This is a genomic window from Mitsuaria sp. CC2, assembly GCF_048957715.1.
In the GTDB taxonomy this organism is placed as follows: Bacteria; Pseudomonadota; Gammaproteobacteria; order Burkholderiales; family Burkholderiaceae_C; genus Roseateles.
On record NZ_JARVXN010000003.1, the window covers coordinates 223,156 to 235,808 of the forward strand.

General features: G+C 68.4%; 11 protein-coding genes. 7 read left to right on the plus strand and 4 right to left on the minus strand.

Annotation, left to right across the window (positions count from 1 at the left end):
* Positions 1-103: 103 nt before the first annotated feature.
* From PV762_RS01770 to PV762_RS01780, 3 genes are all read right to left on the minus strand, one after another.
* Positions 104-469 (minus strand): HU family DNA-binding protein, encoded by a 366-nt coding sequence (locus tag PV762_RS01770; RefSeq protein WP_421033302.1) that lies wholly within the window; start codon positions 467-469, stop codon positions 104-106.
* A gap of 190 nt (positions 470-659) precedes the next feature.
* A complete protein-coding gene (locus PV762_RS01775) occupies positions 660-1,214 on the minus strand; it encodes a LuxR C-terminal-related transcriptional regulator (RefSeq protein ID WP_421033303.1) in 555 nt (184 codons plus the stop codon).
* 23 nt (positions 1,215-1,237) lie between these two features.
* Entirely contained in the window at positions 1,238-1,675 is a 438-nt protein-coding gene (locus PV762_RS01780) for a PaaI family thioesterase (protein ID WP_421033304.1), read from the minus strand.
* Positions 1,676-1,798: 123 nt separating this feature from the next.
* Here PV762_RS01780 and PV762_RS01785 point away from each other — a divergent pair, with 123 nt between their 5' ends.
* The 7 genes from PV762_RS01785 to PV762_RS01815 all read left to right on the plus strand — a co-directional run bounded on the left by PV762_RS01785 (position 1,799) and on the right by PV762_RS01815 (position 11,030).
* Complete coding sequence (locus PV762_RS01785) at positions 1,799-2,500, plus strand: CoA transferase subunit A (RefSeq protein ID WP_421033305.1); 702 nt, start codon at positions 1,799-1,801, stop codon at positions 2,498-2,500.
* Between the two features lie 10 nt (positions 2,501-2,510).
* On the plus strand, positions 2,511-3,149 hold the full coding sequence (locus PV762_RS01790) for a CoA transferase subunit B (protein ID WP_421033306.1): 639 nt from the start codon (positions 2,511-2,513) through the stop codon (positions 3,147-3,149).
* Positions 3,150-3,506: 357 nt separating this feature from the next.
* Entirely contained in the window at positions 3,507-5,237 is a 1,731-nt protein-coding gene (locus PV762_RS01795; protein ID WP_421033307.1) for a DUF1800 domain-containing protein, read from the plus strand.
* A 20-nt stretch (positions 5,238-5,257) separates the two neighbouring features.
* On the plus strand, positions 5,258-6,652 hold the full coding sequence (locus tag PV762_RS01800; protein ID WP_421033308.1) for a DUF1501 domain-containing protein: 1,395 nt from the start codon (positions 5,258-5,260) through the stop codon (positions 6,650-6,652).
* A gap of 241 nt (positions 6,653-6,893) precedes the next feature.
* Positions 6,894-8,681: a DUF1800 domain-containing protein gene (locus tag PV762_RS01805; RefSeq protein ID WP_421033309.1), complete on the plus strand. Its 1,788-nt coding sequence runs from the start codon at positions 6,894-6,896 to the stop codon at positions 8,679-8,681.
* A 43-nt stretch (positions 8,682-8,724) separates the two neighbouring features.
* Positions 8,725-10,113, plus strand: coding sequence for a DUF1501 domain-containing protein (locus tag PV762_RS01810; protein WP_421033310.1), 1,389 nt, complete (start codon positions 8,725-8,727; stop codon positions 10,111-10,113).
* Positions 10,114-10,406: 293 nt separating this feature from the next.
* Entirely contained in the window at positions 10,407-11,030 is a 624-nt protein-coding gene (locus PV762_RS01815) for a helix-turn-helix transcriptional regulator (RefSeq protein ID WP_421033311.1), read from the plus strand.
* A gap of 4 nt (positions 11,031-11,034) precedes the next feature.
* Here the strand turns inward: PV762_RS01815 and PV762_RS01820 are convergent, their stop codons facing one another.
* Entirely contained in the window at positions 11,035-12,624 is a 1,590-nt protein-coding gene (locus PV762_RS01820) for an alkaline phosphatase D family protein (protein ID WP_421033312.1), read from the minus strand.
* Positions 12,625-12,653: the final 29 nt, after the last annotated feature.

The following is a 12,653-nucleotide window of genomic DNA, read 5'->3' on the forward strand; positions in this document are numbered from 1 at the left end:
GGAGCAAAAAAACAAACCCGGCAGGAGCCGGGTTTGTTCGGGATCGCCGCGATCGCCGGAACCGCTGACGCGACCCGGGCGATCGGCGTACGCCAGAAGGGGATTACTTCTTGGCGGCCTTCTTCGCGGGCTTGGCGGCGGCGGCCGGCTTGGCAGCCTTGGCCGGCTTGGCGGCGGCCTTGCGAGCGGCAGCCTTCGGGTCCACGGCGGCCTTGAAGCCGGCGCCCGGGGTGAACTTGGGCAGCTTGGCGGCGGCGATCTTGATCTTGTCGCCGGTGCTGGGGTTCACGCCGGTGCGGGCGGCACGGGCGTGCTGCTTGAAGGCACCGAAGCCAGGGATGGACACGGCGCCACCCTTCTTCACCGTGGACACCACCGCGTCCAGCAGCGTTTCCAGGATGCGGCCAGCTTCGGCCTTGGTCAGTTCGTGCTTGGAAGCCAGGTGTTCGATCAGTTCGGTCTTGTTCATTCGTTTGCTCTGCAGGTTAAGGCCCGACTAACGCCGGACGGCGCGTATTGTGCGTGAGAAATCGCCATCGCGTCCCCGGGTTGCCCCGCAAATCATCGATGAAATCGTGTATCCGGGGTCACGTCTTGCGCGATCCCCCTGTCCATCGGCCTTGTCGCGGTGACCGCGGGAATACATCACGCTACAAAACTCATGACACGAGCAGGCGGTGGACGAGGTCCGGCGTGCTCGCCGCGCCGTATTTCTTCATCAACCGTGCGCGGTACACATCGACCGTGCGCGGACTGACGCCCAGCCTGCGGCCGATCAGCTTGCTGGTGAGTCCTTCGATGAGCAGCGCGGCGATCTCGCGTTCGCGCGGGGTCAGGTCGGCCTTCAGCTGTCGCGTCGCGGACAGGTCCTCGAAGCTCCAGATGCCGCTCGCATGCGGCTGCGACGGGTCCAGCGCGCGCCCCGACACATGGCACCAGAACAGCTCGCCCGCCCGCGCGCCGCCCACGCGCTTCATCACGCGTTCGTCGGCGTAATAGCCGGCGGCATCGAGGCTCGCGACGATGCGCTCGCCGGTGCGCTCGAACTCCACCGGGCTGGGATAGAGCAGCGCGAAGCTGTGACCGATCAACTGCTCGCGTTCCGCGCCGAAGATCTCCAGCACCAGCCGGTTGCAGTCCTTGATCAGGCGATGCTCGGAAATCACCAGCCCGATCGGGGCCTGGTCGAAGGCGATGCGGTAGTCGAGGGTCATGGGAACCGGGTCTGTCCTGGCCGTCACAGCAGCGCGTAGGTCGTTGTCGCCTGCACCGCGAGCCGCCCCTGTTCATCGAACAGATCGATCCGCCCGAACGCCAGGTTCCTGCCGCGACGCAGCAGACGTGCTTCGATCGTGCAACTCGTCCCTGAGACCGGGCGCACGAAGGTCGACTGCAGCTGGACGGTCGTCATCGGGCGGAACTCGCCCAGCTCGCGCAGCATGAGCAGCACCATCGCCGTGTCCGCCGCGGCCATCGATGCCTGTCCGCACATCACGCCGCCGACATGGACCAGCGCCGGCGTGACCGGCAGGGTCAGGCGCAGCAGGCCGGCTTCCGCGTGGACGGGATCTAGGCCGAGTGCGACGATCCAGGGCGCGAAGATCTTCGGGATCTGCGCGCGCAGTTCGTCGACAGACATCGCGTCCGGCGACGGGGCGTCCGGGGGCTGGGTCATCAGGCTTCCTTCGGGCATCGGTGGCTTAATCAATTCTACGTAGCGCTTACGTAATGTCTTACGTAGTAGATTGCTCGACCAGTTCTGGAAACCCGTGATTCAACGGCAAGCAGGAGACATCGGATGAACAAGCTTTTCCCCAGCGCCCAGGCGGCGCTGGATGGCATCGTCAAGGACGGCCAGTTGCTGGCCGTCGGCGGCTTCGGCCTGTGCGGCATTCCGGAGGCGCTGATCGCGGCGCTCCGCGACAGCGGCGCCAAGGGCCTGACCGTCATCAGCAACAACGCGGGCGTGGACGGTTTCGGCCTGGGCCAGCTCCTCGAGACCAGGCAGATCAGGAAGATGATCTCCAGCTACGTCGGCGAGAACAAGGAGTTCGAGCGCCAGTACCTGGCCAATGAGCTCGAACTCGAATTCACGCCGCAGGGCACGCTGGCCGAGAAGCTGCGTGCCGGCGGCGCGGGCATTCCGGCCTTCTTCACGCGCACCGGCGTCGGCACGCTGGTGGCCGAGGGCAAGGAGATCCGCGAGTTCGACGGCCAGCAGTACGTGATGGAGCGCGCGCTCAATCCGGACGTCGCGCTGGTCAAGGCGCACATCGCCGACAAGAGCGGCAACCTGATCTTCCGGCGCACCGCGCGCAACTTCAACCCGGCCTGCGCGATGGCCGGCCAGGTCACGGTGGTGGAGGTGGAGCAGATCGTCGAGGTCGGCGAGCTCGATCCCGACAGCATCCATCTGCCCGGGATCTACGTGCACCGCATCGTGCACAACCCGAATCCCGAGAAGCGCATCGAGAAGCGCACCATCCGCCCCGCCGCCTGAGGAGAGAGACATGCCCTGGACCCAAGACCAGATGGCGGCACGCGCCGCGCAGGAACTCGAAGACGGCTTCTACGTGAACCTCGGCATCGGCATTCCGACGCTGGTGGCGAACTTCGTGCCGTCCGACAAGGAAGTGTGGCTGCAGAGCGAGAACGGCATGCTCGGCATCGGCCCGTTCCCGACGGACGAGGAGGTCGATGCCGACCTGATCAATGCCGGCAAGCAGACGGTGACGACCATTCCCGGCTCGTCCATCTTCGGCAGCCATGACAGCTTCGCGATGATCCGCGGCGGCAAGATCAACCTCTCCATCCTGGGGGCGATGCAGGTCAGCGAAAGAGGTGACCTCGCCAACTGGATGATCCCCGGCAAGATGGTGAAGGGGATGGGCGGCGCGATGGACCTGGTGGCCGGCGTCAAGCGCGTGATCGTGCTGATGGAGCATGTCGCCCGCAAGAAGGATGGCACCGAGGACCTGAAGATCATCCCGTCCTGCACCTTGCCGCTGACGGGTGTCGGTGTCGTCAACCGCATCATCACGGACCTGGCCGTGATGGACGTGACCCCCGAAGGATTGAAGCTCGTCGAGCTCGCCCCCGAAGTCACCCGCGAGTTCGTCCAGAGCAAGACCGGCGTCACGCTGGTCTGAGCAAGACCTGGCCCCGCGCGTGGCAAGACCTGCCACTCGTACTCCCCAGGCCCTGGGGCAGCGAGCGTGGGTGGGGCCGGAATGGTGCTGGGGGTTCCCGGAGGGATGCCCCCTGCACCGTGGAGTGCCCGCGCCTGGCCTCACGCCAGGTGTGCCCCGGGCACCCCACCTGCCAACGCGCGGGCGATTGTTTCCAGATCGTTTCCCGCGCTTATCCGACCCCGACAACTTCCGCGCGTGAATAAGTCACACCGCAACGGCCTGTTGCCGCGCCTTTCACAAGTTGTACGAATGACGGTGTCTTAACGGCCGGTCCTCGTCACCATCCCGCATCCGCTGCTACGAGCCGATGCTGAGATGACTGCTGCCGCCAACACCCACTTTGCACCGCCCGCACCGCCCGCACTGCCCGACGACGATCGAGTCGTCGGTGACGCCACGTCCGTCGGCGCGCCTGCCGCGTTGGCGGCTGCTGCCGCGGCGGCCTTGCTCGCGGCCTGCGGCGGCGGGGGCGGCGACAGCGCTTCCGGCGGCCCTGACAGCGATCCCCAGAACACCGTCCCGCCGACCGAGCCTGAAGCCGCGCGCTTCCTCGGCCAGGCCGGTTTCGCCGCCAGCGCGAGCGATCTTGCCAGCGTCAAGTCGATCGGCTTCTCGCGCTGGCTGGACCAGCAGTTCGATGCCGCGCGCACGCAGAGCCATTACGACTGGCTCGTGGCCAAGGGCAAGGGCGCCGAGGCCAACCGTTACAGCCTGGACGGCACCGACGCCACGCTGTGGCGCAAGCTGATCGGCTCGCCCGACCAGCTGCGCCAGCGCGTGGTGCTCGCCCTGTCGGAGATCTTCGTCGTCTCGATGAACGGCCTCCCGATCGCGTGGCCGCAGTTTGCGACCGCCGGTTACGTCGACATGCTCGAGGAACGTTGCTTCGGCACCTTCCGCGAGCTGATCGAAGGCGTGACGCTGTCCCCCGCGATGGGCGTCTACCTGGCCATGCGCGGCAACCGCAAGGAAGACGCCAAGACCGGCCGCCAGCCTGACGAGAACTACGCCCGCGAGGTGATGCAGCTCTTCACCATCGGGCTGAGCCAGCTCAACGCCGACGGCACGCCCAAGACGGCCGCCGGCAAGACCGTCGACACCTACACGCTGCAGCAGATCACCGATCTCGCGCGCGTCTTCACCGGCTGGGACTTCGACATCGATTCCGCCGACGTCAACGGCCTCGACTTCAGCTACATGAAGCGCCCGATGCGCCAGAACGCCTCGCGCTTCTCCACCGGCGAGAAGAAGGTGCTGGACACGGTCATTCCCGCGACCGCCGACGGCGCCGCCGCGATGAAGGTGGCGCTGGACACCTTGAGCGCGCATCCCAACGTCGGCCCGTTCATCGGCCGCCAGCTGATCCAGCGCCTGGTGGCCTCGAACCCGAGCCCCGCCTACGTGCAACGCGTCGCCGCCGTCTTCGACAACAACGGCAAGGGCGTGCGCGGCGACATGCGCGCGGTGATCAAGGCGATCCTGCTCGACACCGAAGCCCGCCAACGCTCGACCGCCCCCGGCGGCGGCAAGCTGCGCGAACCGCTGCAGCGCATGATCCAGTGGGCGCGCACCGTCGGCCTGAACTCGCCCGGCGACCTCTGGGCCATCGGCGACACCAGCAACCCGTCCTCGCGCCTGGGCCAGAGCCCGCTGCGCAGCGGCTCGGTCTTCAACTTCTTCCGGCCCGGCTACGTGCCGCCGAATTCGCAGCTGGGCACCAACAACGTGACCGCGCCCGAATTCCAGCTCTGCAATGAGAGCACCGTCGCCGGCTACCTGAACTACATGCAGGGCCTGATCGGCAACGGCGTCGGCGACATGAAGCCCGATTACACCGCCGATCTCGCCCTGGCCGCCGACGCGCCGGCCCTGGTCCGCCGCCACGCGCAACTGATGGCCGGCGGCGACCTCTCGGAGGCGACGATCACCACGATCGCCACCGCCGTCGCCACGATCAAGTCCGACACCGACGCCAACAAGCTGAACCGCGTCAAGGCCTCCTGGCTGATGGTGATGGCAGCGCCTGAATACCAGGTCCAGAAATAACCAGCCGAGCGGAGCCGACCATGACCCACATCTCCAAGCTTCCCGCGCTGCGCCGTCGCGAATTCCTCAAGCGCGCCTCGGCGGTGTCCATCGCCGGAACGGCCGCGCCCTGGGCGCTGCAGCTGGCCGCCATCGGCGAGGCCGCCGCGGCCGCCGCGCCGGGCGACTACAAGGCCATCGTCTGCCTCTTCATGTACGGCGGCAACGACTACGGCAACACCGTCATCCCCTACGACACGGCGAACTACCAGGCCTACGCCAACATCCGCCAAGCGCTCGCGATCCCGCGCGACCAGCTCGCCGCCACGGCGCTGACGCCCTCGCTCGCGCTGCCCGACGGCCGGCAGATGGCGCTGGCGCCGACGATGAACCGCCTCAAGCCGGTGTTCGATGCCGGCCGGCTGGGCGTGATGCTCAACATCGGTCCGCTGATGCAGCCGACCACGCTGGCGCAGTACAAGGCCGCCAACGTGCCGCTGCCGCCCAAGCTGTTCTCGCACAACGACCAGTCCAGCCTCTGGCAGTCGTCCCGCCCGGAAGGCGCGACCTCGGGCTGGGGCGGCCGCCTGGCGGACCAGTTCCTGTCGAGCAACGGCAACGCCACCTTCAGCTGCATCAACGTGTCCGGCAACGCCGTGTTCATGTCGGGCGGCCAGGCGGTCCAGTATCAGATGAGCGCCGGCGGGGCGGTCGCCATCAACGGCGCGAACAAGTCGCTGTTCGGTTCCGCGGCCTGCGCCGAAGCGCTGCGCGGCATGATCACCGGCGAGCGGCAGCACTGGATGGAACAGGAACTGAACCGCGTCACCGCGCGTTCCGTCAACGCGCAGGGCACCATCACGACCGCGCTCTCCACGGCGACGCTGCAGACCCCGTTCGAGACCAACGGCAACGGCCTGGCGTCCCAGCTGCAGACGGTGGCGCGCCTGATCGGCGCCCGCGCTTCGCTGGGCGTGCAGCGGCAGGTGTACTTCGTGTCCATCGGCGGCTTCGACCTGCACGACAACCTGATGTCGCAGCAGCCGGTGCTGCTGGGCAATGTCGCCAGCGCGATGGCCAGCTTCGACGCGGCGCTGGTCGAACTCGGCGTGGCGCAGAACGTCACGACCTTCACGGCGTCCGACTTCGGCCGCACATTGAGTTCCAACGGCGACGGCTCCGACCACGGCTGGGGCAGCCATCACCTGGTGATGGGCGGCGCGGTCAAGGGCGGCCGCTTCTACGGCACGGCGCCGACGGTCGCGGTGAGCGGCCCCGACGACGTCGGCCAGGGCCGGCTGCTGCCGACGACCTCCGTCGACCAGTTGGCCGCGACGCTCGCCTTGTGGATGGGCGTGCCCGCCACGGACCTGCCGGGGATCCTTCCCGGGATCGTGAACTTCACCCAGAAAGACCTCGGGCTCTTCACGGGCTGATTTCGAACATTTCGTCGGCGATCAGGGGGATTGGCCGGTTTGTTCCGGCCAATTACATCGTGCGAGGTCGGGCGAGGCCGTCCCCCAGAGAGGGAAGGGGGAAGGCGGGCGACCGTCCAGGTCGAAAGGCACGGTAACCGAATGCGTTTCCGGGTCTTTCCGCTGTTGCGGATTGGATGCTGATTTCAGGGGCGGGACTCTCTAGAGTCGCGGCCGTCAGCAGTACCGACGCACACCCACCATGTTCCGTTTCCCCTGGTCTTCCGCAGCCGTCACGGCTGCCGCCGCCGCCCTCAGCGCCTGCGGCGGCGGGGGAGGCGGCGGCGATTCGCCGGCCGCCCCATCCGGCTCCGCGCCCACGCCCGACGGCTCGCCCAGTCCTGCACCTTCGCCGGCACCGGCCCCCGCGCCTGGTCCGGCGCCGGCGCCCGCGCCAGGTGAAGCCCCCGCGCCGGCCCCGGCCCCCGCCCCGTCGCCCGCGCCCGCCGCAGGCGTCGCGCTGCCCCTGCCCAACGACGCCCAGGCCGCGCGTTTCCTCGCGCAGGCCGGCTTCGCCGCGACCGAAGCCGACATCGCCACGTTGAAGTCCGTCGGCTACAACGCCTGGCTGGACCTGCAGTTCCTCTCGCCGCGCACCGAGTCCCACTGGGACTGGGTGGTCCGCAACGGCTACGCGGCCGATGCCAACAAGTATTCCTTCTACGAGGGTTTCCACAACAGCGTCTGGCGCAAGTTCATCAGCTCGCCCGACCAGTTGCGCCAGCGCATGGTGCTCGCGCTGTCGGAGATCTTCGTCGTCTCGGCGATGGGGTTCACCTTCCCGTGGCGGACCATGACGATGACGGCCTATGCCGACCTGCTGGAGGAGAACGCCTTCGGCAGCTTCCGCGGCCTGCTGGAGGCGGTGACGCTGTCGCCCGCGATGGGCGCCTTCCTGGCGATGCGCGGCAGCAAGAAGGAGGACGGCAAGGGCCGTCAGCCCGACGAGAACTTCGCCCGCGAGGTGATGCAGCTCTTCACCATCGGCCTGGTGCAGCTGAACCTGGACGGCACGCCGCAGACCAGCGGGAGCCGGGCGGTCGAGACCTACGACCAGACGGTGGTCACGCAGATGGCGCGCGCCTTCACCGGCTGGGATTACGACACCGCCGGCAACAGCGGCAGCCCGGAGTACGCCGTGATGCGCCGCCCGATGGTGCACAACGCGAGCAATTTCTCCACCGGTTCGAAGACGGTGCTCGGCGCCTCGATCGCGGCGGGCACCGACGGCCCCACGGCGATGCGTCAGGCGCTGGACACGCTGGCCAACCACCCCAACGTCGGACCGTTCTTCGGCCGGCAGCTGATCCAGCGCTTCGTCTGCTCCAACCCGAGTCCGTCGTACGTGCAGCGCGTCGCGGAGGCCTTCAACAACAACGGACAAGGCGTGCGCGGCGATCTGAAGGCCGTGCTGCGCGCGGTGCTGCTGGATCCCGAGGCGCGGCTGACCGACGCCGGCGTCACCAGCTCCGGCAAGCTGCGCGAGCCGACGCAGCGTTTCGTCCAGGTCGCCCGCAACGTCAACCTGACGTCGGCGGGGCAGTGGACCCTCGGGCAGACGATGGACACGGAGAACAGCCTCGGCCAGAGCCCGTTCTTCAGCCCGTCGGTCTTCAACTTCTTCCGGCCGGGGTACGTGCCGCCCAACTCGTCGATGACGGCGGCGGGCGTGACGGCGCCGGAGTTCCAGCTGCTCAACGAGGTGACCGTCACCGGCTACCTCAACTTCATGCAGAAGGTGCTGACGACCGGCCTGGGCGACGCGAAGGCGGACTTCAGCGCCGACGTGGCGCTGGCCGGCGACGCCCGCGCGATGGTGGCGCGCCAGGCCTTGCTGCTGGGCGGCGGGAACGTGTCGGACGCGACACAGCAGCGCATCGCGACGGCGGTCGGGACGATCGCCGCGGCGACCGACGCGGGCAAGCTCAACCGCGCCCGCGCGGGCTGGATGCTGCTGCTGGCCTGCCCTGAATACCAGATCCAGAAATGACCCGACGCCGCGCGGGTCGCGCGGCCGTCACCGGAGACTTCTCATGGCTCATGTGTCCAAGCTGTCCTCGCTGCATCGCCGCGAGTTCCTCAAGCGCGCTTCGGCCGCGTCGGTGGCCGCGACGGCCGCGCCCTGGGCGCTGCAGCTGGCCGCGATCGGCGACGCCGCGGCCGCCACCGGCGGCGGCGACTACAAGGCGCTGGTGTGCGTGTTCCTGCACGGCGGCAACGACTACGGCAACACGGTGATCCCGTACGACGACGTCAGCCACCAGGCCTACGCGGCGATCCGTCCGACGCTGGCGATCGGGCGCGACGCGCTGGCGGCTACCGCGCTGGCGCCGACGATCGCGCTGCCCGACGGCCGCCAGATGGCGCTGGCGCCGGGGCTGTCGGCGGTCAAGCCGGTCTTCGACGCGGGACGCCTCGCGGTGATGCTGAACATCGGCACGCTGCTGGCGCCGACCACGCTCGCGCAGTTCAAGGCAGGCTCGGCGACGCTGCCGCCCAAGCTGTTCTCGCACAACGACCAGGCCAGCCTCTGGCAATCCTCCAACGTCGAAGGTGCGCGCACCGGCTGGGGCGGTCGCATGGCCGACCTGATGCTGTCGTCCAACGGGCGCTCGGGACTGACCTGCATCAACGTCTCGGGCAACGCGATCTTCCAGGCCGGCGAGAACGCCTTCCAGTACCAGATGGGCGTCGGCGGCAAGCAGGCGATCGCCGGCATCGGCGGCGGGCTGTTCGGGTCGACGGCCTGCGCCAGCCTGATGAAGTCGCTGATCACCGAGGACCGGTCCCACCCGATGGAAAGCGAGCTCAACCGTGTCACGGCGCGTTCGATCGACCTGCAGTCGACGCTGAGCGGTGCGCTGGCGGGCGGCGCGTCGATGGCGACGGCCTTTGCCGCGGACTCGCTCGCGCAGCAGCTGCGCATGGTCGCGCGCATGATCGCGGCGCGCTCGACGCTGGGGATGTCGCGGCAGGTGTTCTTCGTCTCGATGGGCGGCTTCGACCTCCACGACAACCTGCCGTCGCGGCACCCGGCGTTGATGCAGCAGGTGGGCGGCGCGATGGCGAGCTTCGACGCGGCGCTGCAGGAACTGGGCGTCGCGGACAAGGTCACCGCGTTCACCGCCTCGGACTTCGGCCGCACGCTGAGCAGCAACGGCGACGGCACCGACCACGGTTGGGGTTCGCACCATCTGGTGATGGGCGGCGCGGTCCGGGGCGGGCGCTTCTACGGCACGGCGCCGTCGGTGAGCGTCAACGGTCCCGACGACGTCGGGCAGGGCCGGTTGTTGCCGACGACCTCGGTGGACCAGCTCGCGTCGACGCTGGCGCTGTGGATGGGCGTGCCGTCCTCGGAGCTCCGGACGGTGCTTCCCAACATCGGTAATTTCGCCGGTCAGGATCTCGGCTTCATGGGTTGACGCACGATGGTGGACCGCCCGTGATCCCGATGGATACGGGTTTCTCCGCGTTCGATGGGCTCCCGGAATATCCGCGCGGAAACCGACATCGACATTTCCCCCAACCCTAGGGGGCACCGTCCGTCAAGTTCCGCTACGCAAGACCCTGACGTTCTCCTAACATCCTGGTGAGGCCCCAGCACCCACAACGGCGAGAAGACCGTGAGCAAGTCGAGGGCCGCGTTCCACGCACGCCCACCAGGGAGGCTGATATGGATGGAATGCTGGGGAGGACCCCGGAGTTGGGTTGGCTCATGTCCTACCGTGGGCCGGAACGCCGGCGTGGATCGCCGGACCGGTGGTGGCGCCACGCGCTGGAGGAGATCGACCTCGGCGTCTGTCTCGTCGCAGGCGAAGGACAGCTGCTCTACGCCAACAGCACCGCGCGGCGGCAGCTGGATCAGAGTTCCCCGCTGCAGATCGTCGACGGTCAGCTGATCGCGGCGGAGCGCAACGATCAACTGCGATTGGACGGCGCGCTCGCGGACGTGCACCGCGGGCTGCGGCATCTCATCTGCCTGGGACGCGGGCCAGGACGGCTCTCGATGTCGGTGCTGCCGCTGCAGGACGGGCAGGGCCGGCCGTCGCAGGCGATGGTGGTGCTCGGCAAACGCAACCTGTGCGGGGAGCTGCCGATGCTTGCCTTCGCGCGCGAGCACCAGCTGACGGCGGCGGAGCTGCAGGTGCTGCAGTCGCTCTGCTCGGGCTTGCAGCCTCAGGAGATCGCCCAACGCCACGGCGTCGCCATCTCCACCGTGCGCACGCAGATCGCGAGCGTCCGGGCGAAGACGGCGACGGAAAGCATCCGCGACCTCGTGTCCATGGTGGCGCAGCTGCCGCCGATGCAGGGCGTGCTGCGCGCGATGGAGCGGGTCTGAGGGATCAGGCTCGCTGGGGCTCCAGGGTCTTCTTGTAGAGCGTCGAGCCCTCCAGATCCTTCAGCGTGACGGTCATCGCGCGCGTCTTGGCGTCGATGTCCACCTGGCCGAAGAACTGCGTGTCGGGCGCGGGGGCGGCGTTGGCAATGCCCGGCCCCTTCTGATACGCGACCTGCATGCCGAAGGTGCCGTCCGCCTTGTTCGGGCCGAAGCCGCCGGCGTGCAACGGGCCGGAGACGAATTCCCAGAACGGCAGGAAGTCCGTGTACTTCGCCTTGGCGGGATCGAAGAAGTGCGCGGCGGTGTAGTGCACGTCGGCGGTGAGCCAGACGATGTTGTGCAGCCGGTGGCGCTTGATCTCGCTGAGCAGACGCGCGATCTCCAGCTCGCGTCCGCGCGGCGCGCCGTCGTCGCCGTTGGCGATGGCCTCCCACTTGTCGCGGCCCTCGGCGTCCTTGCCGTCGTTGACGTGCAAGCCGATCGGCATGTCGGCGGCGATGACCTTCCACACCGCCTTCGAACGCTTCAGTCCTTCCAGCAGCCACGCGATCTGCGGGCGGCCCATGAAGGCGCTGTCGGCATTCTCCTCGGTCTGGAGGTTGGCGCTGTTGGGGCCGCGGTAGCTGCGCATGTCGACGACGAAGACGTCCAGCAGCGGCCCCTGCGGCAGGTGGCGGTAGATGCGTTCGCTCTCGGCGTCGCCGAAGCGGCGCATGGGCGCGTACTCCTGGAAGGCCTTGGTGGCGCGGGCGACGAGCAGCGGGATGTTCTTCTCCGTGTAGCGGGCGTCACCGGAGAGGTCCTTGCTGTCGGAGTAGTTGTTGGTGACCTCGTGGTCGTCCCACTGCCAGATCTGGGGCACGTCGGCCGACATGCGGCGGACGTTGGCGTCCATCAGGTTGTAGCGGTAGCGGCCGCGGTACTCGTCGAGCGTCTCGGCGACCTTGCTGGTCTGCTCGGTGACGAGGTTGCGCCAGAGCGATCCGTCGGGGAGCTTGATCTCGGCGGGGATGGGGCTGTCGGCGTAGATGGTGTCGCCGCTGTGCAGGAAGAAGTCGGGATTGATGCGGCGGATCTGCTCATAGATCTTCATGCCGCCCCATTGCTCGTTGATGCCCCAGCCCTGGCCGCAGGTGTCGCCGCTCCAGGCGAAGCGGACATCGCGCAGGCCGTTCGCGCCGAAGGTGGCCGGCAGGCGCAGATGCCCGGCGACGGGCTCGGACAGCACGCGCTCGTTGTGCAGGTCCTGCAGGACGACGCGATAGAAGATCTCTTGCCCGGTGGGCAGGCCGCGCAGGTCGATGCGGCCGGTGAAGTCGGAGTCCTCGAGCAGATGCGGTCCGCGCACGCGCTGCAGGTTGGCGAAGCTGGCGGTGGTGGACCACTCGAGCCAGAGGCGGCTCGGGCGGTCGCCGCGGGTCCAGACGATGGCGCCGTCGGCGATCGGATCGCCGGACTGGATGCCGTGCGGCATCTGCGGCCGCATCGCGTCGCGCGTGATGACGGCGGGGGCCTGCGCCCGCGTGCCGCTCGGCGAGAGCAGGGTGGCACCGCTCAGAAGCGTGCTGGCGTGGAGGAAGCGGCGGCGGTCCATGCGGGTCTCCCGGAGAGAGCAAAAGGGCG

Bases quoted from the DNA above. Each gene is read 5' to 3' on its own strand.
- PV762_RS01770 (WP_421033302.1), bottom strand. From the start codon at position 469: ATGAACAAGACCGAACTGATCGAACACCTGGCTTCCAAGCACGAACTG.
- PV762_RS01775 (WP_421033303.1), bottom strand. From the start codon at position 1,214: ATGACCCTCGACTACCGCATCGCCTTCGACCAGGCCCCGATCGGGCTG.
- PV762_RS01780 (WP_421033304.1), bottom strand. From the start codon at position 1,675: ATGACCCAGCCCCCGGACGCCCCGTCGCCGGACGCGATGTCTGTCGAC.
- PV762_RS01785 (WP_421033305.1), top strand. From the start codon at position 1,799: ATGAACAAGCTTTTCCCCAGCGCCCAGGCGGCGCTGGATGGCATCGTC.
- PV762_RS01790 (WP_421033306.1), top strand. From the start codon at position 2,511: ATGCCCTGGACCCAAGACCAGATGGCGGCACGCGCCGCGCAGGAACTC.
- PV762_RS01795 (WP_421033307.1), top strand. From the start codon at position 3,507: ATGACTGCTGCCGCCAACACCCACTTTGCACCGCCCGCACCGCCCGCA.
- PV762_RS01800 (WP_421033308.1), top strand. From the start codon at position 5,258: ATGACCCACATCTCCAAGCTTCCCGCGCTGCGCCGTCGCGAATTCCTC.
- PV762_RS01805 (WP_421033309.1), top strand. From the start codon at position 6,894: ATGTTCCGTTTCCCCTGGTCTTCCGCAGCCGTCACGGCTGCCGCCGCC.
- PV762_RS01810 (WP_421033310.1), top strand. From the start codon at position 8,725: ATGGCTCATGTGTCCAAGCTGTCCTCGCTGCATCGCCGCGAGTTCCTC.
- PV762_RS01815 (WP_421033311.1), top strand. From the start codon at position 10,407: ATGTCCTACCGTGGGCCGGAACGCCGGCGTGGATCGCCGGACCGGTGG.
- PV762_RS01820 (WP_421033312.1), bottom strand. From the start codon at position 12,624: ATGGACCGCCGCCGCTTCCTCCACGCCAGCACGCTTCTGAGCGGTGCC.